Genomic DNA, 26,524 nt, shown 5'->3' with positions numbered 1-26,524 from the left:
GTCGTTATTCTCTTGGAAGGTTGCTTTTTCCGAGGCTGAATCGCATCAGAACCAGACCATGGGGTGCGCGACTGCTTTTGCCTCTCTCGTCGAGGCATGGCAGCCCTCAAAGAGCGAACCCATAGCCCTTCTGGCCTCTTATTCAACCTGTGTCCTTAGCACCTCATCGCTTTTGAGCGATCAATGCGCCTGGAGCCGAAAAAGACCGACGCAGAAACAAAAGTCCAATGCACCGTCTGGGAGGGGGGGACCGCGACCATCAAAGCGGCAAGCTCCCCTACGGAACCGATTGGAGAGGAGAAAGGCGAACCCTGTTTTCCGGCGTCATCGGAAAACAGGTACCTGCCCTGCCAAAGGGACCAATCGGTTCAATCCGGACCAAAGAACTCACAGTCAATCGGCTCCAATGCCATTCGGTCTAATTTTGAACCCGGCCTCGAAATCCCGATAACTCAGCCGTCCACACCCTTGCGCGACCGCGTTCCCAAACCAATCTTCTTCGCCAGAGAGCTGCGATGGTCGGCATAGCTGGGAGCAACCATGGGATAGTCGGAGGGCAAACCCCACTTTTCCCGATATTCTTCCGGCGTCATGCCATAAGCAGTTTTCAAGTGCCGCTTCAGCATCTTGAGCTTTTTGCCGTCTTCCAGACAAATGATGAAATCCTGGGTAACAGACTTCTTAATGGGAACGGCGGGCTGGGGCTTTTCCTCGACGACGGTCGGCGCAGCCCCCAGTTCGGTGAGGGACTTGTACACGCTTGCGATCAAATCTGGCAAATCGGACAACGGCACAGAGTTGTTTGCCACATGCGCAGCAACGATAGTGGAGGTAAGCTCAACGAGTTCTTTTTCACTCACCGGTGACGACATTGACCAGCCTTTCTTTATTTAAGTGCGAGACGGATCCTACATAATTTGGTTTTACGATGGAAGCAATAATCAATATGAGGCAAAAAGAGACCAGAATGGATAATCAATCGGGTAACAAGAGCTTTTCAATCGACATCACTGGCGAAGTCTGTCCGATGACATTTGTGAAGACAAAACTTTTGATAGAGAAAATGAAACACGGTGATTGCGTGGACATCCGACTAAAAGGCCGCGAGCCCCTGAAAAACGTTCCGCAATCGGCATCCGAATTGGGTCACGAGATTCTTTCTCTGATACCCGAAGAAGGGGAAGGTCCAGACGGGACACACCATCTCCTTATTCGGAAAAAATGAGCCAATTGGATTGAAAGCTTATCTGCCAATTTCCCTCAGGTCTTTTTCGTATCCACCATCACTCTTCTGGATAAGACTAGGGCGTCGATCCGTTCCGACCCCCGCTGATAATATCCCTTGCGCCGCCCCTGGAGGAGAAAGCGCCGCCCTTCGTAGAGGGACCGCGCTGGTCTGTTGTCTGCTGCGACCTCCAGGAACAGAACCTCCGCCCCACGCCTGGCAGCTTCCACCAGGCTCCAGTCGAGCAGCGCGCCTCCTACCCCCTTACGGCGCTGGTCTGGGCGGGTGGCGATCGTCAAGATCTCGGCTTCCCCCACCAGGCTGCGCGCCAAGACGAACCCAAAGGCTTCTGGATCAGACCCGGTACTTGCGGCGATGCCCCCGAAGACGCCCTCCATTCCCAGGAGGGTTTCAAACTCCTCGGCGCTCCACGCCCGTTCCCCCCGCAGGGAGAACACTGCAGTATGCAGGGCTTCGAGCAATGGGGCATGGACGACGCCAATGGGAATGAAGACCTCGAAACAGGCCCCGACAACTCCGCTCTCATGGCCACCGATCATACTGCCCCCGGCATCAATCGGGTTCCGGCGGCACTGTCGGTCAGCACGGGATACCGCCCCCGAGGCCGGAAAAGCTGATAATGCCACCATTCGTTCCGGAAGAAGTCCCAATCTGCCGCTGTCATGATCCCAAGCAACAGGAGGCGATTCCGCTGGGCCTCAACTGAAATTGAGGTATCCCCATGGTGGGACTGGAGGCGCAGATCGTCGAACCCGGTCCCCATGTCCAAAACCTCGCCGCTGGCCTTATCCACCAGGGTCAAATCGACGGCGACCCCCATGGAATGGGGCGACCCGCGCCGGGGGTCGCTGATAAAAGCCGGATCAGGCGTATGGTTCCACAGCACCCATTGGGCTTCCGAGGGACGGAAAGCGTCCAGGATCCGCAAGCGAAACCCCTGTCGTCCCGCCAAATCCACCGCACGGCGAAGGAGAACGGCCGCTTCCGGATGGAGAAAGCAGGCCCCCCGCCCATAGACCGCCTTTCCGGTGAACACCCGGTCAGTGGCATAAACCATATCGATTTCGACACCATAGTCTGCCTCGGTTATTTCCGTCAGCATGGGACAGGACGCTCCTTCTTTTCAGTCGCTTGGCGAATGCGGTTTCCGGTAGCAGGAGAACAGGCAAGACGGAACCAAAATCCCCTTCTCTCACTGATTTTCCTGGCGGTCGCCCTCCTCTTTTCCCATATGGGCGCCATGTCACCGTCAGCCCCTTCCCCCAATACATCCAGAGACCGCGTTGCTCGCTTTGCCTTCTGGATCCTCGCCGTCTTCGCCCCCGCTCACATTTACGTGGGCTTGCGGCTGGTGCCCGACTTGCCGGGAGGCCCCATCGTCATGGCCCTGGGCGGGGGATATTGCGTTCTGTCTACAGTTCTCATTCCCTTTGGTACTCTGGCACGCCTTTACGCCCCGCGACGTCTGGTAGACCCGTTGGTCTGGGCAGGCACCCTCGCCATGGGCTGGTTTTCCTCCCTTTTCGTGCTCACTCTGGCACGAGATCTGGCCCTTCTCATCCCAGTCACACGAGCCTGGACGGAACAATCAGCCCTGGGGGTCATCGGTCTTTCCCTGCTGGTCACCGCCGTCGGGTTCATCAATGCCCGAAAAGTGGCGCGCGTGGTCCGAATCTCCGTTCCCCTCATGGATATACCTCCGGCCCTCGAGGGCTTCACCATCGCCCAACTGTCCGATATCCACGTTGGCTCAACCATCAAACGCGGGTCGGTTCGGCGCATGGTCGAACGGACCAATGGGCTTGTCCCGGACATGGTGGCCATTACGGGCGACGTGGTCGATGGCAGCGTCCCCCACCTCCTCAAAGAAGTCGCGCCCCTGGGTGACCTGCATTCCCGTCATGGCACCTTCATTGTCTCGGGAAATCACGAGTACTATTCCGGCGCGGATCCCTGGATGAAGGCTTTTGCCGGATTGGGCATGCATGTTCTACGCAACGCCCATAAGACCTTGGACCACGATGGCGCCACACTGGTGATCGCAGGAGTGGAAGATTTTTCGGCAGGACACCACGACCCGAAATGGGCGAGCGATCCCGTAAAAGCCTTGGAAGGCGCCCCCGAAAACGCCCCCCGGATCCTGCTGGCCCACCAACCCCGCTCTGCCGAGGCGGCCAGCACCGCAGGGGCCGACCTTCAACTTTCCGGCCACACCCATGGCGGCCAGATCTGGCCCTGGAACTATTTTGTTCGCATGCAACAGCCTTTGACAGCCGGTCTCCACCGCTGGGGCCGCATGTGGGTCTATGTCAGCCGGGGGACAGGATACTGGGGGCCGCCGAAACGGATTGGTGCACCCTCGGAGATTACTTTGATCACGCTTAGAAAGGCTTATACCAAGGTGCGGTGAGTTTGACACACCGCACCTTGGAAGCGGCCAAGTGGCCGCCGCGCCTTATGGCGCGTAAAAGCCCGCCTGGCGTTTGAACGCAAGAAAAGCGGCCTGGGTTTCAACCCGCGCCGCTTGGTATGAGAGGGAAACGGGATCAGCTTGGCACGGTACACGACAAGTGGTGCTTTCCCGTCACGGGGCTTTGCCCCGTCCCCCACTGGGGCCGAAAGGCCCCAGACCCTAGGCATTTATTGGCCGAAAGGCCCCAGACCCCAGGCATTTATTGGCCGAAAGGCCCCAGGCCCCAAGCTCTTCTTTGTATACTCTGTGTCCTTGAAAATCCGGAAACCCTGCTTCGCTGTAGCTGGGCTCTGCCCAGACCCGCAAAGGGTCACGAACCTTTTGATCCCATTGGTAAAAAACAAATGGGGGTCCGGGGCTTCAGGCCCCGGTTGGGGGCGGGGTACAAAAGAAAAATGGGGTTGGAGGCATTTGCCCCGTTTCGATAAAGAGGCCATCAGGACCCTCCTGGACACCCACTGGTGGGATTGGCCATGGCCATTGGACAAAAATCCAAACCAATCTGGAGCCCATCAAGGGACATAATCTTGACGCCTTGATGCGGGCGCAAGACAGCCCCCTCACACCTTGGTGCGTCGGCCCGTCCGCTCCCCATACTCCCTATTGGCCCGGCGGGCGAAGGCGTCGAGGCGCTTGGCCACGCGGTCGTTCAGGCTGCCCTTGGGGAAATGACCGTCCCGTCCCCGCTCACCGGGCTCCAGACCCGTGAGCAGACGGATGCCCTGATCCACCGTATGGACGGCGTAGACATGGAACCGTCCGGCAGCGCAGGCGTCGACCACGTCCTGTCGCAGCATCAAATGGCGGACATTCGTCCGGGGAATCAGAACCCCCTGGTCCCCGGTCAACCCTTTGGCTTGGCAAACATCAAAAAATCCCTCCACCTTTTCATTCACACCACCGATGGGTTGGACATTGCCGAACTGATCGACCGAACCCGTCACCGCCAAATTCTGGCGGATGGGGACCTCTCCCAGGGCCGATAGCAGGGCATACAGCTCCGTAGAGGACGCACTGTCCCCATCGATCTCCCCATAGGATTGCTCAAAGACCAGACTCGCCGAGAGGCTCAGAGGACCATCCACGGCAAACCGGGTGGCCAGAAAAGACGACAGGATCAGTACCCCCTTGCTGTGCAGCGGACCGCTGAGGTCCACCTCGCGCTCGATATCCACCACCTCTCCCCTGCCGACCCGGGCGGCGCAAGTGATCCGGCTGGGGCGGCCGAAGCCAATCCGACCAAAGTGATAGACCGCCAGCCCGTTGATCTGCCCGACCACCTCCCCTTCCGTTTCCACCCGGATGGTGCCCTCGACGATTTCCTCCAGCATCATGTCCCGAACACGCCCGTCCCGCCGCTCCTCGGCCACTACAGCGGCGGTCACATGGGATCCCTCAATCCTCTCGCTCCCGTCCTGGGCCGCGAAATAGTCCGCCTCCCGGACCAGATCCGTCAGACTGCCCATATGGGCGGTCAACTTGCCCGAATCCTCGGCTAATCGCGCCGCCCGTTCCACCAGCCGGGCAATCCCCGTGCGATCCAAGGGACGCAACGCCTCCCGGGTCACCAAACCGGCCAGAAGACGCGCGAGGGAGAGAACCGCGTTATCGTTCCGTTGCATATGGGTATCGAAATCCGCGGCCACCTTGAACAACTCGCGGAACTCCGGATCCCCCTCGGACAGCAAGTAGTAGGTTTCCGCATCCCCCAGAAGGATCACCTTCACGTCCAGGGGGACCGGCTCCGGCTCCAGGGTGACGGTGGTCATCACCCCGTGGGTCTGGCCCGGCGCCTCGATCTTCACCTGTCCGGCCCGCAATACCCGCTTCAGGTCCTCGTAGGCGAAGGGCGACAGGAGCAAACGCCGCGCTTCCAGCACCAGGAAGCCGCCGTTGGCCCGATGGAGGGCCCCCGCCTTCACCAGGGTAAAATCCGTAGTCAGGGCACCAAACCGCACCAGATGCTCCACCCGGCCAATCAGATTGGGCTGGGTGGGATTGTCCTCCACGACGACCGGCGCGCCCTGGTTGGTTCCATTGGTGGTCAGGGGATTGACCTTGAGCCGCTTGCGCGCCTGGGCCACGGCATGGGCCTTGGCCTTTTGCTTGTCAGCGGGGCTGCCTTCCTCGTCTTCGGCCTCGCTGCCCAGAAATTCGCCCACGTTGTCCACAACATGGTCAAGGATTCTGTTCAGATGTGAAACAACCGCTGGAATCTGGGAGTATTCCCAACGGATCTCCTCGATCAAATGTTCCGCAGCACCCCGGGCAACGTCCCGCAGGACGGCCTTCATCGCCTCCCGCCGTTCCTTTTCCCATTTGGGAACGTCCTTCAGGCTGTCCTCCAAATCCTTCTGAAGGGCCTTCATATGGGCGGTCATCTCTTCCCGCGTGGTCTCGGGCAGGGCGTTGTAGACCTCCGGGGTCAGGGCTTCTCCGTCCTTGGCGGGGGCAAAGGTCAACCCGCCATCCGTGCGCACCAAAAGGAAGGAGTGTTCCTCCGCCTTCTCGCGCATGATCTTGATCACCTCTTCCTGATGGCGCCCGTGGGCCGTTTCGACGGCCTTGACCCGGGTCCGGAAGTCTTCCCCCTCGAAGGCGGCAGGCAGGGCAACGGCCAGGTCTTCCACCAACCGGTCCATCCGCTTGCGGAAAGAGTCCGCCCGCCCGGGCGGCAAACACAGGGCCCGGGGGCGTGCCGAATCGTCAAAATTATGCACATAGACCCAATCCCCGGGCGTGGGCCGGTCCCGGGCGGCATCGGCCAAGAACTGGCTGATCAGAGACATCTTGCCCGTCCCCTTCGGCCCCAGGGCGAAGAGATTATAGCCGTGGTTTTGCATTCCAATGGCAAAACGAATGGCTTCCACCGCGCGGTCCTGGCCCAAGGGTTCGTCCAGAGGGGCCAACTCGGCGGTGCTGGCGAAGGGCAGGGCATCGGCGTCGCAGGACAGCCGCAAGGCAGACGGGGGCAAAGGAGCAAGGGGCATGAAACAGGAACTCTCGGGAACAGGGCAGCGGAACGGTGTCCAGTTTTCGGATGGGAAAACCATCCGGCGGATTTTTAGTCTTCGTCTTCTTGGTCCTCGTCAGCCAGACCCTCCAACCTCTCCATATCTTCATCCGAAAAGCCGAAATGGTGGCCGATTTCGTGGATGAGCACATGACGGACCAGATCCGTGAGATCCTCGCCCGTTTCGATCCAGTAGTCCAGCAGGGGCGACCGGTACAGAAAGACCATGTCCGGTTCCCTGGGCAGGTCGTGGAGGCTTTTCTGGTCCAGGGACACCCCCTGATATAGACCCAACAGTTCAAAGGGCGTCTCCAACCCCATGGCCTCCTGGACGTCCTCGTCGGGGAATTCCTCGAAGCGGACCACCACATCGGCGCAACGGTCCCGCAGAAAGGCAGGAATGGAATCGAAGGCCGCCTGGGCGATCTCCTCCATCTCCGCCAGCGTTGGCGGTGTGGTGAAGCGCGGCGCGGCGAAGGGAGGGGTGACCTCGGTGTGATCCGTGCTCATGGGGACTCCGATGGGACAGGGGTTGATCGCCCGAGCCGGACGACCACGTTGTGCATAGATCGTTTTTCAGCCCTCCCACCACAAGGGAAAACAACCATGTCGCCCCGCCTGGAAGGCCCCGACCGGGCCAACGCCCTGAAAACCCTGTCCGGCTGGAGCGAACTGCCCCGGCGGGACGCCCTGTCCAAGACCTTCGAATTCGCCGATTTCAACGCCGCCTTCGGCTTCATGACCCGCTGCGCCCTGGTCGCCGAATCCATGAACCACCACCCCGAATGGTTCAATGTCTATCGCCGGGTCGAAGTCGTGCTCTCCACCCACGACGCCGGCGGGATCACCGAAAAGGACATCGCCCTGGCCCGGGCCATGGACAAGATCGCCGAAGACCGCTAGAAAAAATCATCCACATCCCCTTCCCAATGGCAGAGGGTGTGGATCCGGGCCGCCTCTGACCGCCCTCGGGCGCCTTTACCCCGACCGGTCGCCAAATCCGCTTTTGATCGTCCTTTCGCCGACCAGTGAAAGGACCTGTTCGCCTGTGGGCGGACGCTGCTGTCCGGGGTTTCCCATGACATCTGAAAACAATACCGTTCGCGCAACGCTGATCGGCTCGACCGCCGTTTTGATGTGGGGCACCCTTGCCCTGTTCACCACCTGGACCGGCAAGGTTCCCCCCTTCCAGCTTACCGCCATGAGCTTTGGCATCGCCTTCCTGCTGATGGCCACGAAATGGGTGACCAAGGGCGAACGGGCCCGCGACCACCTGCACCAACCAGCCGCCGCCTGGGTGCTGGGGGTTCTCGGCCTGTTCGGCTACCATTTCTTCTACTTCATGGCCCTGCGCAATGCCCCGCCGGTGGAAGCCGGATTGATCGCCTACCTGTGGCCCCTGTTGATCGTGGTCTTTTCCGCCCTGCTTCCCGGCGAGCGCCTGCGTTGGTTCCATGTGGCAGGCGCCCTGATGGGTCTCTTCGGAACCATCCTTCTCGTCACCAGGGGGGGAACCATCGCCTTCGACCCGGCACACCTGTTGGGCCATGGGGCCGCCCTGGTCTGCGCCCTGACCTGGTCGGGCTACTCCATTCTCTCCCGCAAGTTCGGCTCGGTGCCCACGGACGCGGTGGGCTGGTTCTGCGGTGCAACCGCCCTGCTGGCCGTCCCCTGCCACCTGGCCTTCGAAACCACGGTCTGGCCCGCCACCACCGGAGAATGGATTGCCGTCGTCGCCCTGGGGCTGGGTCCCGTCGGTGCGGCCTTCTTCACCTGGGACCATGGGGTGAAACACGGGGATATCCAGGTCCTGGGAGCCTTCAGCTATGCCGCCCCGCTGATCTCCACCCTGCTGCTGATCGCCTTCGGCCAGGGAGAGGCCACCCCCCTGGTGGCGGTCGCTTGCCTGTTGATCGTCGGCGGCGCCTTGTTGGCCAGCCAATCCATGCTCAAACGGCGGACCAGGGTCGCAGCGTGATCCGCTGCCTCCCCTATGAATTCCAAGAATAATGGCCCGGGGGTATCCACCCCCGGGCCTTTTTCCATAACAAAGCGCCGTAAGCAACGCCCCGTCAGCTTCCACTAAAGGAGGTCGGCGCCGGAACCACCTCGATGGCTCCATCCCGAGTGATTTCCTTGATCGCCAACCCACGCTCGACGGTTCCATCGGGCCGGAAGCGGAAAATCCCGTCCACACCCGCGAACCCGTTGGAGCTTTCGAAAACCGACCGGGAGAACGGTTGACCAGACCGCGCCAGGGCTGCCGCCAACGAAGTGGCATCATACCCCAATCCGGCAATATCGATGGGATTGGCCCCATAGGTATTTCGATACTGTTCCTTGAAGGCTGCTGAAGACCGCTCGTCCGGCGCCGGATATTGGGCGCCAACCAGCATGGGTTCCCGACCCAGTCCGGTTTCAGAATTCCACAGCATGGTTCCCAGAACCATGACCTGCCCCGGATTCAAACCCGAATAGGGCAACTGAGCGGCGACGGCCTCCAGACCAAGCCCCCGATCCGAAAGCAGCAAGGTATCCAGACCCGAACCGATGATCTGGCTCACGGGACCACTCACGTTGGCGCCAGTCGGATCATAGAAGGCGACGCTGACCACCTGAACCCCCACCTGAGGCGCCACAGTCCGCAGGGCCTGGGCTGTCGCCTCGCCTTCCGCACTGCCAGGCAGCAGGGCCGCAATCTTGCTGTTCCCCTGACTCCGTGCCTGGGAGAGAACCCGCCGAAGTTGCTCCTCCACCAGGAAGCCAATGAGGTAAACGCCCCTACCGGCCACGGAGCTGACCGTGGAGAAGGCGACCACCGGGATATTCCGGGATTGGGCGAGGGGCGCAACGGCCCGCACGGAGTCTGCGAACAGGGGGCCAATGATCATGCGCGCGCCCTGGGCGATGGCGGTCTGTGCGGCGCTGGCTGCCCCTTGGGCGGTGCCCCCCGTATCATAGGGCTGCAGAATAAAATTATCCGATCCCCGTTCAATCGCCGCAATCTGGGCGGCGTTCAGCAGGGCCTGCCCGACCGAGGCCGCCCGCCCCGTCAACGGCGCCAGGAAGGCCACACGCACCGCTCCCACCTGGTCTTGGCTCATCAGGCCCGGGCCGTCCAGGGGTTGGGATTGGATCGGCACCGAGGGCTGGGCAATGGGGGGGGGCGGTTCGACGCTTGACGGTTGGGGGGCGCGCGCCCGATTCTGAGCACAAGCCGCCAGCCCAATGGCGACCACGGACACCAAGGCCAAACGCCCCACTGTCCGTCCCATAGATCCGAAAGACCGGATCCTTCCTGTTCCACAACCCTTCACCGGTGATGTCCTCCCGTGTCCGAACCAAATTTCTCGACTCAGCCTAGCGACGCCCAGGGCGGAAGTCCACTTGCCCCGGGGCTCTATCTTGTCGCTACCCCCATCGGCAATATGGGAGACATGACCCTGAGGGGCATTGAAACCTTGAAATGTGCAGATCTCGTGGCCTGCGAGGACACCCGGGTAACCGGTGGCCTGATGAACCGGCTGGGCCTGTCGACCCGCCTGTTCCCGTACCACGAACACAATGCCGACAAGGTCCGCCCGGCCCTGCTCGCCCGCATGGCCGAAGGGGCGGCGGTGGCCCTGGTCTCCGACGCGGGCATGCCCCTGATCTCCGACCCCGGATATAAACTGGTCCGCGCCTGCCATGACGCGGGCATCGCCGTGACCGCCGCGCCGGGCGTGTCTGCCGTGCCAACGGCGCTGGCCCTGTCTGGGCTGCCCACGGACCGCTTCCTTTTCGCCGGTTTCCCGCCTTCGAAAGCCGGAAAGCTCGCCGCGTTCCGAGACGAACTGGCGCCCATCGCGGCAACATTGGTGCTGTTCGAAGGAGTCTCCCGCCTGGGCAAGACACTCGCGGTGCTGGCCGAGACCATGGGCGCCCGAGACGCCGCTGTCTGCCGGGAATTGACCAAGCTTTATGAGGAGGTAAGGCGGGGCAAAGTGGCCGAACTGGCCGCCCATTACGCCCAGGCGGGCTCGCCAAAAGGCGAGGTCGTTCTGGTTATCGGTCCCCCGCCACCCGAAGCCGCGCCCAGCGAGGCCGACCTGGATGCGCTGATCCACGAGGCCCTGGCCGCAGGAGACGGAGTCCGCGCCCTATCCGACGCCTTGTCCAAGGAATTGGGTCTGCCCCGGCGCACCGTCTATCAGCGTGCCCTGACCCTATCCAAGGGGGGAGAGGACTGATGTCTGGACGGAGCCAGGGTCGGTGGGCAGAGACGCTCTGCACGGTTTGGTTGCTCCTGACCGGTTGGAGGATCCTCGCCCGGCGGTTCCTGGTGGGCCGGGGGACCGGTGCGGGGGAAGTGGACATCATCGCCCGCCGGGGCCGCGTCCTCGCCTTCATCGAGGTCAAGACCCGCCCCACCCTGACCCAGGGCCTGGACGCCGTCACGCCCAGGCAAAGACAGCGTATCCAGCGAGGAGCCGAGGTTTTCCTCGCCCGCAATCGAATACGGGGCGGAGCTATTGATTCCCGATTCGACGTGATGGTGGTGACGGGGTTCTTTCGCCTTCACCATACGCGTGACGCTTGGCGCGTGGGGTTATAAGAGCTAGACTCTGTCTAAACATCTCGAAACGGAATCAGATCTCTGTCTCGAAAACCAGTCAGCAAGAGGGCTCTTGTCGCCCTCGGTTTGGGAGTGTCATGGGTGTGCCCGGGTTTGAGGCTGTCAAGGATGGGGCCGATCCTGACAGGGCTTGTGCTGTTCGGTGTTTTGCCGGGACCGCTGGCGGGATGTACGCCCCAAGGCATGGCCGTCGGCATCGTGGCAAAGGCAGCCACGATGGCCATGGAGGAACGGGGTTTCGTCGGAGCGGTCGATGACGGGGCCATTGATCTGGCGATCAACGGCAAGTTGTTTGAAACCAACGAAAAGCTGTTTCGCCAAGTGAATGTCACCGTGCGGGAGGGACGGGTTCTCCTGACCGGCTCGGTCCCCCGAACAGACCATCGGATCGAGGCCGTGCGCCTCGCCTGGGAAGTCGAAGGGGTTCGAGAGGTTCTCAGCGAATTGACCGCTGAGGATACATCGGATCTTGTGGATTATGCTCGGGATGTCTGGCTGACCAACAAGCTGGAGACCACTCTGTTGTTCGATTCCGACGTTCAGGCCATCAACTATTCCATCGACGTGGTGAACGGAACCCTGTTCATCATGGGCATTGGGCAAGATAGCGCAGAACGCAACCGGGTTCTGGCCTATGCACGGGAAATGCCGCATGTGCGGCGAATCGTGGACTATACCCGGCTGAAGACCGATCCCCGCATGTGATCGGCAGAACAAGCGGACAGGGTTCAGCGATTTCATCGGGGATCAATGATTTGTGGAGCCTGAAAATTGGGTCCACACGTCGGTCCTAACTATTTCTGGGGTGAGAAGAAAGGTTTGCGATGATGGACGACCGAAAAGAGACCAAGTCGGCTCAAAGCCGCACGGCAGACGAGTCGGTCCACGCGGCCCTGGCCCATATGGGAGCCCTCCCCGACGACGAAATCGACTTGGCAGAGGCGGCCCTTCTGCTGTCCGCCATCGACAATCCGGGTGCGGAGCTCCCCAAGTACCGCGCCATCTTGGTCGACCTGCGGGGCCAACTCGCCGAGCAGGTGGCAAAGCTGGACGAAGACCCGGAGATTGGCAGGCGGGCTGCAGCCCTGCGCGCCGTCCTGGTCGACTCCGCCGGGTTCCATGGCGACATGGAAACCTACGAAGACTTGGACAACAGCGATTTCATCCGGGTTCTGGACCGGCGCATGGGTCTGCCCATCGCCATGGGCATCCTCTATATCGACTTGGCCCGCTCTCAGGACTGGGGCATGACCGGCCTGGATTTCCCCGGCCATTTCCTCACCCGTCTGGAAGTGGGGGGTGAGCGGATGATCCTCGACCCCTTCCATGACGGCCAAGACATGCCCACACCGGCCCTGCGCCTGCTGCTCAAGGCCATCCTGGGTCCCGCAGCAGAGCTGGAACGGGACCATTACCAACCCGTCTCAAACCGCGCAATGCTCACCCGCCTGCGCAACAACGCCAAAATGCGCTTGTTGGAAAAGGGGGATGCCCCGGGAGCCCTGTCCCGGGTGGAAAGTCTGCGGTTGATTTGCCCGGACGACCCGACCCTTTGGCGAGAAAAGGGATTGATCCATTTGCGCCTGGGTGACCTGCCCGAAGCCGTGGCCGCGCTTGACCATTTCCTGGAGATAGCTCCCCAGGGTCCGGACCGGCAAAGGGTCGATCTGGTGGTCCGGGAGTTGCGCCAAAGGCTGCGATAGGGTAGCGACAAGGAAACACCCTTAACGATCCGGGCTTGACCGTCTTCTGGTGGTCTGCCCCCTCAGGCGCGGAATACCGACTCCATGACCAGCTCTTCCAAAGTGGTGGCGATCCAGATGGATCCCATCCAATCCATCGACATCAACGGCGACAGCAGTTTCGCCCTGGGCCTCGAAGCCCAGCGGCGCGGCCACGACCTGTTCCACTATCTGCCCACGGCCCTGGCCTTCCAAGATGGCCGCCTGACGGCCCAGGCCCATCCCTTGATCCTGCGTCGGGAACCGGGCAACCACTTCACTTTCGGCGCGCCCGAAGTCATCGATCTGGGATCGGTAGACGTGGTCCTGATGCGCCAGGATCCCCCCTTCGACATGGGGTACATCACCGCCACCCATCTGCTGGAGCATATCCACCCGCAAACCCTGGTGGTCAATGACCCCCGGGAAGTGCGCAATGCCCCGGAAAAGCTGTTCGTCACCCGCTGGCCCGAGTTGATGCCGCCAACCCTGATCACCAGCGACAAGGCGGCCATTGATGCCTTCCGCGAGGAACACCAGGACATCATCGTCAAGCCCCTGTTCGGCAATGGCGGCGCGGGCGTGTTCCACCTCAAGCCCGGCGACGAGAACCTGAACTCCCTGTTGGAAATGTTCCGCGCTTCCATCGGGCGGGAACCCCTGATGATCCAGCGCTATATGCCTGCGGTACGCGCGGGCGACAAACGCATTATTCTGGTGGATGGCAAGCCCGTTGGTGCCGTCAACCGGGTGCCCGCCGCCGGGGAATCGCGCTCCAACATGCATGTGGGTGGGCGACCGGAAAAATGCCCCCTGACCCCGCGTGACCGGGAGATCTGCGAGGCCATCGGCCCCACCCTGAAGGAAAAGGGCCTGATCTTCGTGGGGATCGACGTCATCGGCGACGTGCTGACGGAAATCAACGTGACCTCCCCCACTGGCATCCAGGAAATCGACCGATTCGATAACATATCGATTGAGGAGGATATCTGGGACGCCATCGAAGGGCGCCTGTGAGCCTTCCGTGAGCGGACCCCCAGCCCTCTCCACGGCGCCTCCCCTCCTTTGGCGGGAAACCTCCCAGGCGGACGCGGATGCCTTTCGCGACCTCACCGGGGACGACCAGTGGATCCACGTTGACCCGGACCGTGCGGCCCGGGAAGGGGTGCCGGGGGGAGGAACCGTCTTGCCCGGCGCCTTCCTCCTGTCCGTCCTGGTAGCGGAGCTGGGACGGGCCCTGGGTTATCCGCCGGGAACCCGCAGTTGGCAGCGATCCTATGAGACGGTCCGCTTCCTTCGTCCTGCCCCCGTAGGTGGCAGACTGGGCGCCACGGCACGGGAGGTGGCACGCCGCACCGCCAGACCGGGCCGCTGCCTGGTGGTGGTGGATGCGGTGCTCCATTGCGACCGGGTTCCAGAGGGTCCCGTTCTTACCGGACGCTTCACCAGCCTGCTTGAGGAAACCCCATGACCGCATCGCCTCCCGTCGGCGACGGGATTGTCCTGGACCGGGTCACGGTCCGGGCCGAAACCGGGCGCGCCCTTCTGACCGACATTTCCCTGACCCTGACGGAGCAGAGAATTGGCGTGATCGGCCCCAATGGAGCAGGCAAAAGCACCCTGATCCGACTGATTAATGGCCTGACCACGCCGGCAGAGGGATCCGTCCGTGTGGACGGTCTCGCGCTCCCCAAGGACAAACGGGCCGTCCGCCGCAAGGTTGGCTTTCTGTTCCAAAGCGCCGACGCGCAGATCGTCATGCCCACCCCCCTGGAAGATGTCGCCTTCGGCCTGAAACCCTTGAAGTTGGGCAAGGACGAAACCGACAGAAAGGCCAGAGAATCCCTGCATCGTTTCGGACTCAAAGGGTTCGAGGACCGCCCCGCCTATCTCCTGTCCGGGGGGGAAAAACAGCGGCTGGCCCTGGCCGCCGTCGTGGCCATGGATCCGGCGATCCTGGTGATGGATGAGCCAACCACCATGTTGGATCTCGCAGGCGCCCGCCTGTTTCGCCGTCTGATCGCCGAGCTCCCGCAACGGGTCATCCTCGCCACCCATGATTTGACGCAACTGGCCGGTTTCGACCGGGTGCTGGTGGTCGACCAGGGCCAGATCATCCAGGATGCCCCCCCGGAAACGGCCATCGCCTTCTACGAAGCCCTGGTGACCGAGCGGGAGCACCTCCAGTGACCCGGCAGGAACCGGTGCAATGATCGCAGCGATGCATGTCCCTGGAGCCTCCCTCCTCCACCGGACGCCTGCGGGGTGGAAACTGCTCGCCCTCGCCGCCCTGGGCACCGGGCTGTTTTTTGTGGCGTCTCCCTGGATCCTGGGGGCATGCGCGGCCCTCGCCTTCCTCGCATACCCCGTCTGTGGTCTGGGATGGGGGCGGGGTTGGGCGCAAATCCGCGCGATGGCCTTCTTTCTCGCACTGATCGCCGGGAGTCAGGCCTGGCTCGCTGGATGGGCCTCCGCCATGGAGGTCACTGCGCGCCTGATCACCTTGATCCTGGGCGCCTCTCTGGTCACCTTCACCACGCCGCTTTCGGCCTTGATGGAAACCCTGGAGCGAATCCTGACCCCCCTCCGCCACCTGGGCGTACAGCCCCAGGCCCTGGCCTTTGCCCTGACCTTGACAATCCGTTTCATTCCCGTATTGATGGCCTTGGCTCAAGAAACCAAGGAGGCCATGATTGCCCGGGGCCGGGAACGGGCTTGGTTCGCCATGGCTGTCCCCCTGGTCATCCGTGCCCTGCGCATGGCCGACCAAGTGGCAGAGGCCGTGGAGGCCCGCGGCCTGGACGTGGTGATCGAGGCCCATTCCGAGGCCCATGCCGAGCCTCAGCCAGACGGCCGAGTGGACGGATAGATCCAGGCTGTCCATACTGGCGGAGCATCACCTGACTCATACGTTTCAGCGCCATCCGAAGGAACACTCCATGTCGCTCTCCACCCGTGACCTTGTCCTGATGGGCCTTTTCGCCGCCGTGATGGCCGCCCTGGGCCTGCTGCCCAAGTTCACCCTGCCGCTGGGCGTCCCCATCACCGCCCAGTCCATGGGATGCATGCTTGCCGGAGCTATCCTGGGCGCCCGACGTGGTTTCGGCGCCATGGTGATTTTCGTTCTGCTCGTGGCCCTGGGTCTGCCCCTTCTGGCGGGCGGGCGGGGTGGCCTGGGGATCTTCGCCGGTCCCACCGGCGGCTTCTTGATTGGTTTTCCCTTCGCCGCGATGGCCACCGGTTGGCTGGTCGCCCGCTTCGGACACCCCACCAGCGTCTTTTGGTCCATCGTCTCCTGCGTTCTTGGGGGGATCATCGTCCTTTATGCCTTTGGTATCCCCTACTGGGTGGCCATCACCGACAGTTCCCTATCGGCCGTTCTCGCATCGACGGTGTACTTCTTACCCGGCGGCGCCATCAAGGCCCTGGTCGCTGGTCTCGTTTCCGCCACCGTGCACCGGGGCTACCCTGCCTTGGTGAGTAGCACCCGTTAGCCTGTAGATCGGGGCCATGGGAGACCCCATCCTTATCGCCGCCCGACGGTCGGCCGTCGGACGCACGGGAGGGTTGTTCCGGAATCGCAACGCGGCCCAGCTGGCCGCGCCGGTTCTGCGTGCCACCCTGGCTGATGGGGGCCTCTCGCCCGATATGCTGGATGAGGTCATCCTGGGCAATGTCTTGCAAGGGGGCAATGCCGCCCGGGGCTGTGCCCTGGAAGCCGGTCTGCCCGTTTCCCTGCCTGCGGTGACCGTCGACCGCCAATGCGCCTCAGGCCTGGAGGCGATTGTCCAGGCCTGCTGGAAAATCAAGGCAGGCGCCGCGAAGGCCATCCTCGCCGGGGGCGTGGAAAGCACCAGTACCAGCCCATGGCGTGTGGAGCGCCCCGCAACCCCCCTGGATCTCCCCCGCTTCTCCGCCCAAGCCCCCTTCTCCGGCGGGGGCCATGGGGACCCCACCATGGTGGAGGGTGCCGAAGCCCTGGCCCAGGCCCGACAGATCTCGCGGGACCGCCAGGACCGCTATGCGGCGCGCAGCCATGAAAAGGCCTTGGCCGCCCAGGCCTCCGGTCGGTTCGACGGCGAATTGGTCTCCATCTTCGGGGTGGAAGAACGGGACGAGGGGCCGCGTCCGGGCTTGACTCCGGCGCGGCTGGCGCGCCTGAAGCCGCTGAGTCCTGGCGGCACGGTGACCGTGGGCAATGCCTGCACCACCAACGACGCCGCTGCCGCTGTGCTGGTGGTGGATGCCGCCTTTGCCTGCGAGCAGCGGGGCAAGGCTCGGGGCTTGCGCTTCCTTGACGCTACGGCGGGTGGAGTGGACCCGGCCCTTCCGGGCCTGGGAGCCGTTTCCGCAGCGCGGAAGCTTGATCTGTCGGCCCTATCATCTGTGGAATTCAACGAAGCCTTCGCCGGACAGACCCTGGCTTGCCTGGATGACCTCGGACTCCCTGAGGACATCGTCTGTCCAGGCGGGGGCGCCCTCGCCTTGGGACATCCCTATGGGGCCTCGGGCGCCATCCTGGTCACCCGATTGTTCCATGATTTCAAGGGCGCACCGACAGGCCAAAGGGGACTCGCCCTACTGTCTGCCGCAGGCGGACTGGGCCTTGCCGCTCTGTTCGAAAGTGTGTCCTTCTAGATCAAACCGACTTAAATCGGAACCGATTTAAGTCGGGTAATTTGATCTAGATTCAACAGGTTGAGCATCGAGTGGACCAAGAAATGGCCGAGCTTGCTCTCGCTCGAAGGCACTCTAGCGAACAAAAAAAGACACCCGTCGACCTGATGAAGCCGAGGGTGTCTTTTTCTATTGTTTCCAACGGGCACGGTTACCGCACGCCACAAGCCTTATCGATGGTCGACAGGGAAGCGGTAACCCCCTTGAGGCTGTAGGTATCCCGCGTCGCGGTGCCCCGGCTGGACGTGCCCTTCACCACCATGGTCAACCCCCGCTTCATCGCCGTAACGATCTGCTTGTCCATGTCATCGGAGGCCCAGGCCGTTTCCCCTTCGGTGAACAACTGGTAATCGGTGCGATCAATACTCAACTCGACAGAGGACCCCTCCTTGTAGGGGTATCCGGCATAGATGGTGACCACATAGAACTGTTTCTGCGCGGGTCGATGGGTCACCAACGCATAGATTTCATCTCTGGCCGTGTAGTTCCCCTCGTCCTTCTTGGGCTGGGAAGCCACATAGCAAACTTTGTTGCCGTTCTCGATCATGGTATAGGCCGTCCAGTCACCGGAAACACCCAGGGTGTTCACCTGCTGAGCCTGGGCGACGGGGACCGGACCGAACATGGCCAGGGCGCCCAGTGTCAGGGCACCAAGGGCGCCCAAAACGCGCGCGGAACCCATCGGGGCTGTCTTCCTTGCCTTCATGGCGTGCCGTCTCTCCGTTTCGAATTCGTCCGTTACGAACATGTATCGTCGAGAATCCAGGAAACCACCATTATCGGCGCGGGCCATGGGCACCCGGATTCCTTGGAAATTCTGCCCTGGAAACATGTCCAGGATGTGGCGAAGCCCCATGGAATCAGGGGCGAGCGATTCCGTCAATGCCCCGAGATGCATTTTCTCTGCCGTCTTTCGCAAAAGGGGGGTCACAGACGGCTCAATCTTTGGCCCGGGCCTCGGCGACCTCAGCCATGGGCGCGGGTTTGCGCCATTTTTCCATAGACCCACCCCCGGGCACGCGAAAGGCAGGCGCTCCATGGACATGTTTCGGAGCCGGTTCCGTTGGCCCCCCTGCCCGCACTGGACGGGGCGCAAACCGCCCCCGCGTCACCAGCCGATCATACATGACGATGGCACCCGCCATACCCAAATTAATGGAAAACCGCATGGGGATCTTCACCACATGGGTACAGCGTGCCTGCATGTCCGCTGTCAGACCCTGACGTTCGGCGCCCAGGACATAGACCGCATTCGTGGGATGGCGGAAACTGGGAAGCTCGATGGCCTCCTCGGTGATCTCGATGCCCACCACCTGACACCCCTTGGGCAGAAGCATGTCACCTACGCTATCGAACTGGTAAAAGGGCATCTGGGACAGGGCATCTGAGGTATCCACCTTCGCCCCTTCCGCTCGGCTGTAATGGGCCGAGACGGTGAAGACGAAACTGGCTTCGAAGGCATGGGCCGTCCGAAACACATTGCCCAGGTTATAGGGTTTGCTGACCCCTTCCACCCCAATGCCAAAGTATCCGCGATTCGCGGCCATGACCCTTTCTCCAAATCCGGGTTGATCTTGTTGCAAAACCCTAGAGTGCCTTTGAGATCCCGTTTCACTCTAGAACCACGCCTCTTGCGGGCAGGCGATTCGCCTTGCATCATGGCGATCCCGTCGCAAGGATCAAGTTTTCCTTGCCCAACAGTCCCTCTTCTCTTTCCTCGGCAACCGGAGTCCCCCATGCGCGCCATGGTCTGCACCGCCCTTGGATCCTTCGAGGATCTCACCCTTCAGGACGTTCCGGACCCGGATATGACCCCGGATGGGGTGCGGATCCGCGTCGATGCGACGGCCCTCAATTTCGCCGACACCCTGTTCATCGCAGGAACTTACCAAGTGAAGGCCGCCCCGCCCTTCATCCCCGGCTTCGAGGTCGCCGGCGAGGTTCTGGAGGTCGGCTCCAAGGTGACCGGTCTTGCACCTGGGGATCGGGTGATGGCCATCCTTGACCGGGGGGGCTTCGCCGAGCAGGTGGTTGCCCCGGCCCGGGATGTCTATCCCCTGACTGCAGCCATGCCCACTGCGGAAGCGGCAGGCTTCCCCATCGCCTATGGCACCTCCCACTTCGGCCTGACCGATCGCTGTCGCCTTGCGCCGGGGGAAACGGTGTTGATCCATGGAGCCGCAGGCGGTGTGGGATTGACGGCGGTCGAATGTGCCAAAGCTCTGGGCGCCCGGGTTATCGCCACCGCAGGCGGACCGGACAAACTGGCCATGGCACGGGCCCATGGCGCCGACGAGGGACTCGATTACCGGACGGAAAACGTGAAGGCCCGGGTGCGAGAACTGACCGGAGGCCGGGGGGTGGACGTGGTTTATGACCCGGTGGGCGGAGTGCTTTTTGATACCTCAGTCCGCTGCACGGCGCCGGACGGGCGGATATTGGTGGTTGGGTTCGCCAGCGGAACGGTCCCCTCCCCCCCCGCCAATATCCTTTTGGTGAAGAATATCTCGGTGATTGGCTTCAACTGGGGCGGCTATCGCACCTTCGCGCCGGATCGGGTCCGAACAGCCCTGACAGAAGTCCTCTCCTGGTGGGATCAGGGCAAGCTAAAGCCCCATGTGGGCGCAACCTATTCCCTGGCGGACGCCGCCGAGGCGCTCGGCGCACTCAAGGGGCGCAAACACACGGGCAAAATTGTCCTGATCCCCTGATCCCCGGGGGGATTCACTGTTCTCGGATATAGTAAATGAGATCGAGGGGCGGAGGGGCCACCTCGGTCTGACTCAGGAGGCCGTGAACCTGCCCCCGGTGGTGGGTTCCGTGGTTCAGCATATGGGTGATCACCAAGGGAACGGGAGTCGCGCATTGCTCTCCACGGGAGGTCGCATACTCCAAAACCGTTTCCGCAATGAAAATGGGATCGGCCCGCTCCATCCAACCGACCATCGCTTTGTCCTGGTTTTCCCGGGCCACGCGGAGACTGGGGAAGTCTGCATAAGGGACCTCGTCCAAACGCCGATGGCCACTGTCCACACCAGTCAACCGCCCCATCCACATGCGGTCGCCCACAATCAGATGGTTCAAGGTCTTCAGGATGGATCCAAAAAAGGACGGGCGGGGACGAACAATGTCTTCCTCCGCCAGACGGCCCACAGCGTCATATAACCGGGCATTGGCCCAGGCATTGTATCGCATCAACAACAAGGCGTGGGCCTGATCCATCGGTGCATCCTTCCGGTTCTAACATATCAGCCAAAGATCGGACCGGGCCGCTCCTTGAAGAGGAGGTTACCGATGTCCCGGGCGAAACGCATCCTCGGCCCCGTAACCGATATCGGCGAGAACACGGTCGTCCAGGGCCGCCATCAGAGCCAAGCCCTTTTGGGCGTCCCGCCGGTCGGCCAGGGCATCCAAACGCCGAACCAACCACCATTCCAGGCGGGAGAACAGGGATCCGTGATCGGTTCCAAGGGTGGAAGCGGGAACGGACTGGGAAAAGGATCCGTGGGCGAGGGCAACCATGACGTCATCTCCATTGGGGTTCCAAAGGGAAAGCTCCGCATAAGGGAAATTTGGGCGGGGCAACTGGAACAGCCGGACAATGCGCCGCTTGCCCGCAGCGCACAAACGAGTAATTCTGGCCGTATCCATTAGAAACCCTCATCCATGGAAAGGCTCCCCATGTCCCGGGACCTCCCGCCAATGAATGCCCTGCGCGTTTTCGACGCGGCGGCGCGGCGCCTGTCCTTCACCCTGGCGGCGGAAGATCTGGGCGTCACCCAAGCGGCGGTGAGTCACCAGATCCGCGGGCTGGAGGAATGGCTGGGCGTAGCCCTGTTCCGCCGCCGCAACAAGCAGGTGTTCCTGACGGAGGCAGGGCAGGCCTATGCCGTAGCAGTGGGGCAATCCCTCGACCAGATCGCCGAAGCGACCCGGGCCTTGGTCCGAGCGGACAACCGGGGGGGCGTTCTGACCCTATCGACCATGCCAAGCTTTGCCATCAAGTGGTTGATTCATCGCCTTGGGGGCTTCATCACTGCCTTTCCGGACGTGGAAGTGCGCCTTCACACCTCCATGGAACTGGCCAACTTCAGCAAGGACGGCGTGGACATCGCCATCCGCATGGCCCGCTCGATCCCTGCGGACCTGCATGCCGACCTGTTGCTGGAGGAGGACCTGTTTCCGGTCTGCGCCCCCAGTCTGACCCGGGGAATCCGCCCCCTGGCCGATCCTTCGGACCTGTGCCACCACGTGCTTCTCCAGGACGTGGGCATCTCCTGGGCCTCCTGGCTCGCGCCCCTTGGCCTGGAGGGGATCCGCCCGCAACGGGGTCCCGGTTACCTGGATTCGGCCCTGGCGATCCAGGCCTGCATGGAAGGTCAAGGCATCCTGATGGGCCGCACGGTCATGGTCGAGGAAGATCTCTTGGCGGGTCGCCTGATTGCGCCCTTCCCCCAGCGGGTTCCGAGCCCCCTGAAATACTGGCTGGTCTGCCCCCACTCCCACCTGACCCGCCCGGGAGTCCGGGTTTTCCGCGAATGGATCCTGGCTCAGGCGGAGGAGTGGACCCAAAACCACCCAAAACCGGCTTAAAAGTCCGGAGGCTGGACCTCAGGGCGCGCCGACCATGAACTTATGCCAAATCTCCGTCGGCAAAGACCCTCCGGTCACCTTATCCATGGGCCTGTTCTTATCGTTCCCGACCCAAACCCCGGCAAGGGTCCGCCCCGCATACCCCACGAACCAGGCATCCCGGTAATCCTGACTGGTCCCCGTCTTGCCCCGGGCCTGCCGATCCGGCAGGGCTGCGGCCTTCCCCGTCCCCCAGGAGACCACGGCGCCCAGCATGCGGTCCATCTGGCGGGCGTGCGCCGGGCTCATAACCTGCCGCACGCCCGCCGCGCCCCGTTGATAGAGGATCTTTCCCTCCCCATCGGTAATCGAAACGATCCCATGCGGCTGCATGGCAAAGCCGCCGTTGGCAAAAGGCACATAAGCCGCCGTAAGATCCAGGGGCGACACCTCGAAAACCCCTAGGGCAATGGACGGACTAGGGGAGAGGTCACCGATCACCCCCAAACGACGGGCCACCTGAACCACATTCGTCCGCCCGGCGCTTTCGCTGACCCGAACGGCCACGGTATTGAGCGACAGGGCCAAAGCCTCGGTCAGGGTGACCGGTCCCCGGTGGGTATTGGCGTAATTGCTGGGGGTCCAGCCCTCCACCGTGATGGGCGCATCCTCCAGCACGCTGTCCGGAGTATACCCCGCCTCCAATCCCGCAAGGAAAATGAAAGGCTTGAACGCGCTTCCCGGTTGGCGGCGGGCCTGGGCAGCCCGGTTGAAGGGGCTCGTTCCATGGTCCAGTCCCCCCACCATGGCGCGCACCGCGCCCCGAAAGTCCATGGCCACCAAAGCCCCCTGGGTCGCGCCCCGCGACAGGCCCTTTTCCTTCAGGACCGAGACCAAAGCCGCCTCGGCATTCCGTTGCTGGACCGGATCGAGGGTCGTCCGCACCACAAGATCCCGATCCTGAGTGCCCACGAAGTCATCCACCCGGTCGAGAACCCAATCGGCGAAATAGCCCCCTCGCCCCCCCCGCTCGGCCCCTGGGATGGCCGCGTTGGCGCCCCGGGCCGCCGTCTTCGCCTCACCGGGGGAAAGCATGCCCGCCTCCACCATGTTTTGAAGCACCTCGCGCGCGCGCCGATGGGCGCGCTCTGGACTGGACACCGGGTTGAGGCGGGAAGGTGCTTTGGGCAATCCAGCAAGAATCGCCGCCTGATACAGCGAAATATCCCGTACAGACTTGTTGAAATAGCGGCGGGACGCGGCGTCAACCCCATAGGTGCCCGCCCCCAAATAAACCCGGTTCAGGTAAATGGACAGGATTTGATCCTTGGTAAAGATCTTTTCCAACCAGATAGACAAAAGAAATTCCTGGACCTTGCGCCGAACTGTCCGGTCGTTGGTCAGAAACAGGTTCTTGGCCACCTGTTGAGTCAAGGTTGACCCCCCCTGAACCACCCGTCCGGCCCGCAGGTTCACCCAGGCGGCCCGCAGGATGCCAAGCAAATCGACTCCAAAATGATCATAAAACCGCCGATCCTCCGTCGCCAGGATCGCCTGAATCAGATAGGGGGGAGCCTCATGGGCCAGGATACTGTCCCCATGCAGGTCCCCATGGGCGGCCAAAACTGACCCGTCTTTAGCCAGCAGGGTAATCGCCGGGCGACGAGTGACCTTGGCCGAAGCAATGGGATCGGGCAGGTCATAGGCGAAATAGACCAGCACCGCCATACCCGACAACCCCACCCAGATCATCACGACCAGGAACAGGCGCAGTGCTGCCCAGGGGGACGTCCGCCGACGACGGGTCCGTTGGCCTGGTCTCCGTCCGCGCGGCCTGCCTTTGCCACCCCCGCCCTTCGCTCGCGTCGAAGGGGAGCGCCCACCCGTCCGGCCCCCCACCTGTCCCCCCTGGCCCGCAGCCTTGGGTTTGGGTTTCGGTTTGGGCTTCGATCGGGTTGCGGGGCTTTCCCCGGTGGCACTCGACCGGACGCGCCCAGGGGAGCCTGAAGTCCGTTTTTCGGAGGGAGAAGGAGGTGTTTTTTTGCCGGGGATCCGGGCCATTATGACGTCCTGAAAGCCCCCCAAGCCGAGGGGTTGAGCTTTGAAGTAAGAGCGATTCGCGAAAAATCCGACTGATAGAACAGCAAGCCGTGCCCTTCGCCTTCCGTCCGCACAGGTTCGTCACCTTCCTCAACGATTCCCGCAACCCCATTGAATCTAGACGAAAGTCTTTAGGTGCACCTGCGTTGGATTTCACGCCATGGGACCGGAATCGAGACGGACCCCTTGATTGCCCAGCCCGCTTCCCCTTATCCTGACTGACAAGGATCGGAAGTGAATTCAACATCTTGTGTCCGTTCACTTCGACAGTCTTGGACAGCTGGCCTGAACAGAGGAAAAGTGCCGGATCCTTTCGTCCGGCGCAAGCTTGATGAAGAGTGCCCCTCTGAACAACCTGGACCGCCATCCACGACCCAAACAAGGCCGAGAAGGGATTACCATGACCATCCCCCCGTTGCCCGACGACTTGCGCATCCGCCTGGAAGTTCTGGCCGAAAAAGGTGGGAAATCCGTGGAAGAATGCGTGACACAAGCCGTCAAAGAATATGTAGAGAACTGGGAAGAGCACCATCGGAACCTGGACATCTTCATTGAAGGAGAAGCCCGTCTGATCCTCAAGGTCGTAAACGACTGAGGGGCGGAACGGGACGCCGCCCCTTCCGCAGACTTGGATGTGTTTGCCCACATCCGGGCTCGGCGCTATGGGCTGCTGTTGGGCCTTCTGATCGGGCTGACCTACTTTAGCCTGACCCTGGCAGCCAGAGCATCCTCTGTGCCTGATTCTCCATTGTCTTTTGGGTCCTTTTGTCCGAATCCGTCCAAATCGGCATGACGGTGTCCACAGTAGTCTGTAAAGACAACAGCCCATCACGGCAAACCATGAAATCCGGCGACCTTTGTGCGCTGTCCTGCACCTTCGCGACGACGGTTGCCCCCCTCCCCGCAACTCCTTCTATTTTCGTTCACCTCTTCAGCGGACAGGCCGCCATCAATGAAGGGGCCGGACAATAAGCATTCCAACGCCAGGCTAGAACCTTTAGCAGAGTGCGGAAAAACTCTTTGGTCGTCATCCCCCTGCAAGCGCTAAGGTTTGCATGTTTCTTTATTTGGATCTAAGTTTTTTTTACTTCGGAACGGCACAGAGCACCGTACACGACAGTAGGTGTTTTCCCCTCACGGGGCTTTGCCCCGTCCGCCACTGGGGCCGAAAGGCCCCAGAGCCCAAGCTCATATTTATAAAAGGAGAAAGCATTTTCCCCCAAATGGGCTTGGTCAATCGCCCAAAAAAAGGCGCGACACTGTCGTGCCCTGGGTCGACCTCCACTTTTCCGCTCGAAGGCACTCTAATACCAAGGTGCGGTGAGTTTGACGCACCGCACCTTGGAAGCGGCCAAGTGGCCGCCGCGCCTTATGGCGCGTAAAAGCCCGCCTGGCGTTTGAACGCAAGAAAAGCGGCCTAGGTTTCAACCCGCGCCGCTTGGTATTAGGTTTGAACAGACCACTGCCGACACCGGACAAAAAGCTGATGGTACCGTCCCTGCGGACAGGCCCGGGCATCGGCAAAAGACAGAATGGATGCGGGAGGGGAAACCGTCTGTTTCTGCAAGATGGCTCAAACGTCCCTACCCATTGGATCAGGCCACCGATGGATCCATCTATCGACAAACGAATGGCCAAGGTTCATATGAAGGGAACTTCCCCCAGGGAACAGACTGGCCTTCCGTTTTCTCCTTCGGCAAAGGACCCCACAGATGCGTGACGGCGGCGGACAATCCCAACGAAACGTCCTTGGTGGTCCCTTAGCCATTTGTGGACTGGATCCACGCACCGGCTTTTACCGATCTGGCTGTTGCGATACGGGACCAGATGACCACGGCCTACACACAGTCTGCGTAGAAGTCACCGAAAGCTTCCTGGCCTATTCCCAATCGGTGGGCAACGACCTGAGCACAGCCCACCCTGAGTTCGGCTTTCCGGGCTTAAAGGCCGGGGACCGGTGGTGTCTCTGCGCCGCGCGCTGGCGTCAGGCCTTGGAAGCGGGTGCCCCTCCCCGGGTCGTCCTGCGCGCAACGAATGAGGCCACGCTTCTTGTGGTTCCCTTGGAAGAATTGAAGAAGCACGCCCTCGACCTTTGTTAAACAGGACC

Annotated in this window: 29 protein-coding genes; 18 read left to right on the top strand and 11 right to left on the bottom strand. The window is 61.9% G+C overall.

Annotation, left to right across the window (positions count from 1 at the left end; all coding sequences use genetic code 11):
- Positions 1 to 452: 452 nt before the first annotated feature.
- Complete coding sequence (locus ACLIRY_RS07175; RefSeq protein WP_413204676.1) at positions 453 to 872, bottom strand: MucR family transcriptional regulator; 420 nt, start codon at positions 870 to 872, stop codon at positions 453 to 455.
- A 95-nt stretch (positions 873 to 967) separates the two neighbouring features.
- Here ACLIRY_RS07175 and ACLIRY_RS07170 point away from each other — a divergent pair, with 95 nt between their 5' ends.
- Positions 968 to 1,225, top strand: a complete 258-nt coding sequence (locus ACLIRY_RS07170; protein ID WP_413204675.1) for a sulfurtransferase TusA family protein — start codon at positions 968 to 970, stop codon at positions 1,223 to 1,225.
- Between the two features lie 35 nt (positions 1,226 to 1,260).
- On the opposite strand, the gene ACLIRY_RS07165 is transcribed toward ACLIRY_RS07170, so the two are convergent.
- Both ACLIRY_RS07165 and ddpX read right to left on the bottom strand, forming a co-directional pair.
- Complete coding sequence (locus ACLIRY_RS07165) at positions 1,261 to 1,785, bottom strand: GNAT family N-acetyltransferase (protein WP_413204674.1); 525 nt, start codon at positions 1,783 to 1,785, stop codon at positions 1,261 to 1,263.
- Positions 1,782 to 2,348 carry a D-alanyl-D-alanine dipeptidase gene (ddpX, locus tag ACLIRY_RS07160; protein WP_413204673.1) on the bottom strand — a complete coding sequence of 189 codons (567 nt, stop codon included), beginning with the start codon at positions 2,346 to 2,348 and terminating at the stop codon, positions 1,782 to 1,784. Before ddpX ends, ACLIRY_RS07165 begins: the two co-directional genes overlap by 4 nt.
- 138 nt (positions 2,349 to 2,486) lie before the next feature.
- On the opposite strand from ddpX, the gene ACLIRY_RS07155 reads away from it, so the two are divergent.
- The gene (locus ACLIRY_RS07155) at positions 2,487 to 3,656 is read left to right on the top strand and encodes a metallophosphoesterase (RefSeq protein ID WP_413204672.1); all 1,170 of its coding nucleotides are present in this window, start codon (positions 2,487 to 2,489) and stop codon (positions 3,654 to 3,656) included.
- Positions 3,657 to 4,279: 623 nt separating this feature from the next.
- Here the strand turns inward: ACLIRY_RS07155 and ACLIRY_RS07150 are convergent.
- Positions 4,280 to 6,709, bottom strand: coding sequence for a Lon protease family protein (locus ACLIRY_RS07150; RefSeq protein ID WP_413204671.1), 2,430 nt, complete (start codon positions 6,707 to 6,709; stop codon positions 4,280 to 4,282).
- A 74-nt stretch (positions 6,710 to 6,783) separates the two neighbouring features.
- Positions 6,784 to 7,242 carry a metallopeptidase family protein gene (locus ACLIRY_RS07145; RefSeq protein ID WP_413204670.1) on the bottom strand — a complete coding sequence of 153 codons (459 nt, stop codon included), beginning with the start codon at positions 7,240 to 7,242 and terminating at the stop codon, positions 6,784 to 6,786.
- A 96-nt stretch (positions 7,243 to 7,338) separates the two neighbouring features.
- Between ACLIRY_RS07145 and ACLIRY_RS07140 the strand changes: the two genes are divergently transcribed.
- Positions 7,339 to 7,635, top strand: a complete 297-nt coding sequence (locus ACLIRY_RS07140; RefSeq protein WP_413204669.1) for a 4a-hydroxytetrahydrobiopterin dehydratase — start codon at positions 7,339 to 7,341, stop codon at positions 7,633 to 7,635.
- Positions 7,636 to 7,810: 175 nt separating this feature from the next.
- Positions 7,811 to 8,710: a DMT family transporter gene (locus ACLIRY_RS07135; protein WP_413204668.1), complete on the top strand. Its 900-nt coding sequence runs from the start codon at positions 7,811 to 7,813 to the stop codon at positions 8,708 to 8,710.
- Positions 8,711 to 8,804: 94 nt separating this feature from the next.
- Here ACLIRY_RS07135 and ACLIRY_RS07130 read toward each other — a convergent pair whose 3' ends face one another.
- The gene (locus tag ACLIRY_RS07130; protein ID WP_413204667.1) at positions 8,805 to 10,007 is read right to left on the bottom strand and encodes a penicillin-binding protein activator; all 1,203 of its coding nucleotides are present in this window, start codon (positions 10,005 to 10,007) and stop codon (positions 8,805 to 8,807) included.
- A 57-nt stretch (positions 10,008 to 10,064) separates the two neighbouring features.
- On the opposite strand from ACLIRY_RS07130, the gene rsmI reads away from it, so the two are divergent.
- The 10 genes from rsmI (at position 10,065) to ACLIRY_RS07080 (ending at position 17,706) form a co-directional block, all read left to right on the top strand.
- The gene (rsmI, locus tag ACLIRY_RS07125; protein WP_413204666.1) at positions 10,065 to 10,961 is read left to right on the top strand and encodes a 16S rRNA (cytidine(1402)-2'-O)-methyltransferase; all 897 of its coding nucleotides are present in this window, start codon (positions 10,065 to 10,067) and stop codon (positions 10,959 to 10,961) included.
- Complete coding sequence (locus ACLIRY_RS07120; RefSeq protein ID WP_413204665.1) at positions 10,961 to 11,326, top strand: YraN family protein; 366 nt, start codon at positions 10,961 to 10,963, stop codon at positions 11,324 to 11,326. Before rsmI ends, ACLIRY_RS07120 begins: the two co-directional genes overlap by 1 nt.
- Positions 11,327 to 11,455: 129 nt before the next feature.
- The gene (locus ACLIRY_RS07115; RefSeq protein ID WP_413204664.1) at positions 11,456 to 12,052 is read left to right on the top strand and encodes a BON domain-containing protein; all 597 of its coding nucleotides are present in this window, start codon (positions 11,456 to 11,458) and stop codon (positions 12,050 to 12,052) included.
- Positions 12,053 to 12,171: 119 nt separating this feature from the next.
- The gene (locus tag ACLIRY_RS07110) at positions 12,172 to 13,050 is read left to right on the top strand and encodes a SirB1 family protein (RefSeq protein ID WP_413204663.1); all 879 of its coding nucleotides are present in this window, start codon (positions 12,172 to 12,174) and stop codon (positions 13,048 to 13,050) included.
- 84 nt (positions 13,051 to 13,134) lie between these two features.
- A complete protein-coding gene (gene gshB / locus ACLIRY_RS07105) occupies positions 13,135 to 14,085 on the top strand; it encodes a glutathione synthase (RefSeq protein WP_413204662.1) in 951 nt (316 codons plus the stop codon).
- Between the two features lie 7 nt (positions 14,086 to 14,092).
- On the top strand, positions 14,093 to 14,539 hold the full coding sequence (locus ACLIRY_RS07100; RefSeq protein WP_413204661.1) for a MaoC/PaaZ C-terminal domain-containing protein: 447 nt from the start codon (positions 14,093 to 14,095) through the stop codon (positions 14,537 to 14,539).
- Positions 14,536 to 15,258, top strand: coding sequence for an energy-coupling factor ABC transporter ATP-binding protein (locus tag ACLIRY_RS07095; protein WP_413204660.1), 723 nt, complete (start codon positions 14,536 to 14,538; stop codon positions 15,256 to 15,258). The genes ACLIRY_RS07100 and ACLIRY_RS07095 overlap by 4 nt, the downstream gene beginning before the upstream one ends.
- Before the next feature lie 19 nt (positions 15,259 to 15,277).
- The gene (locus tag ACLIRY_RS07090) at positions 15,278 to 15,937 is read left to right on the top strand and encodes an energy-coupling factor transporter transmembrane component T family protein (RefSeq protein WP_413204659.1); all 660 of its coding nucleotides are present in this window, start codon (positions 15,278 to 15,280) and stop codon (positions 15,935 to 15,937) included.
- Between the two features lie 70 nt (positions 15,938 to 16,007).
- Positions 16,008 to 16,562 (top strand): biotin transporter BioY, encoded by a 555-nt coding sequence (locus ACLIRY_RS07085; protein ID WP_413204658.1) that lies wholly within the window; start codon positions 16,008 to 16,010, stop codon positions 16,560 to 16,562.
- Between the two features lie 16 nt (positions 16,563 to 16,578).
- Positions 16,579 to 17,706, top strand: coding sequence for a thiolase family protein (locus ACLIRY_RS07080; protein ID WP_413204657.1), 1,128 nt, complete (start codon positions 16,579 to 16,581; stop codon positions 17,704 to 17,706).
- Between the two features lie 190 nt (positions 17,707 to 17,896).
- On the opposite strand, the gene ACLIRY_RS07075 is transcribed toward ACLIRY_RS07080, so the two are convergent.
- Entirely contained in the window at positions 17,897 to 18,427 is a 531-nt protein-coding gene (locus ACLIRY_RS07075; RefSeq protein ID WP_413204656.1) for an invasion associated locus B family protein, read from the bottom strand.
- A gap of 256 nt (positions 18,428 to 18,683) precedes the next feature.
- Positions 18,684 to 19,292: an RNA methyltransferase gene (locus tag ACLIRY_RS07070; protein WP_413204655.1), complete on the bottom strand. Its 609-nt coding sequence runs from the start codon at positions 19,290 to 19,292 to the stop codon at positions 18,684 to 18,686.
- Between the two features lie 189 nt (positions 19,293 to 19,481).
- Between ACLIRY_RS07070 and ACLIRY_RS07065 the strand changes: the two genes are divergently transcribed.
- The gene (locus ACLIRY_RS07065) at positions 19,482 to 20,456 is read left to right on the top strand and encodes an NADPH:quinone oxidoreductase family protein (RefSeq protein WP_413204654.1); all 975 of its coding nucleotides are present in this window, start codon (positions 19,482 to 19,484) and stop codon (positions 20,454 to 20,456) included.
- Positions 20,457 to 20,469: 13 nt separating this feature from the next.
- Here the strand turns inward: ACLIRY_RS07065 and ACLIRY_RS07060 are convergent, their stop codons facing one another.
- Both ACLIRY_RS07060 and ACLIRY_RS07055 read right to left on the bottom strand, forming a co-directional pair.
- The gene (locus ACLIRY_RS07060; protein ID WP_413204653.1) at positions 20,470 to 20,967 is read right to left on the bottom strand and encodes a DinB family protein; all 498 of its coding nucleotides are present in this window, start codon (positions 20,965 to 20,967) and stop codon (positions 20,470 to 20,472) included.
- 66 nt (positions 20,968 to 21,033) lie between these two features.
- The gene (locus ACLIRY_RS07055) at positions 21,034 to 21,396 is read right to left on the bottom strand and encodes a hypothetical protein (protein ID WP_413204652.1); all 363 of its coding nucleotides are present in this window, start codon (positions 21,394 to 21,396) and stop codon (positions 21,034 to 21,036) included.
- Between the two features lie 30 nt (positions 21,397 to 21,426).
- On the opposite strand from ACLIRY_RS07055, the gene ACLIRY_RS07050 reads away from it, so the two are divergent.
- The gene (locus ACLIRY_RS07050) at positions 21,427 to 22,338 is read left to right on the top strand and encodes a transcriptional regulator GcvA (RefSeq protein ID WP_413204651.1); all 912 of its coding nucleotides are present in this window, start codon (positions 21,427 to 21,429) and stop codon (positions 22,336 to 22,338) included.
- A gap of 18 nt (positions 22,339 to 22,356) precedes the next feature.
- On the opposite strand, the gene ACLIRY_RS07045 is transcribed toward ACLIRY_RS07050, so the two are convergent.
- Positions 22,357 to 24,069 (bottom strand): transglycosylase domain-containing protein, encoded by a 1,713-nt coding sequence (locus ACLIRY_RS07045; protein ID WP_413204650.1) that lies wholly within the window; start codon positions 24,067 to 24,069, stop codon positions 22,357 to 22,359.
- A gap of 748 nt (positions 24,070 to 24,817) precedes the next feature.
- Between ACLIRY_RS07045 and ACLIRY_RS07040 the strand changes: the two genes are divergently transcribed.
- Positions 24,818 to 25,012, top strand: coding sequence for a ribbon-helix-helix protein, CopG family (locus ACLIRY_RS07040; RefSeq protein ID WP_413204649.1), 195 nt, complete (start codon positions 24,818 to 24,820; stop codon positions 25,010 to 25,012).
- 1,117 nt (positions 25,013 to 26,129) lie between these two features.
- Positions 26,130 to 26,516, top strand: a complete 387-nt coding sequence (locus tag ACLIRY_RS07035; RefSeq protein ID WP_413204648.1) for a DUF2237 family protein — start codon at positions 26,130 to 26,132, stop codon at positions 26,514 to 26,516.
- Positions 26,517 to 26,524: the final 8 nt, after the last annotated feature.

The organism is Rhodospirillum sp. A1_3_36 (assembly GCF_047263945.1).
Lineage (GTDB): Bacteria > Pseudomonadota > Alphaproteobacteria > Rhodospirillales > Rhodospirillaceae > Rhodospirillum.
This window is presented reverse-complemented; position numbering and strand designations above follow the sequence as displayed.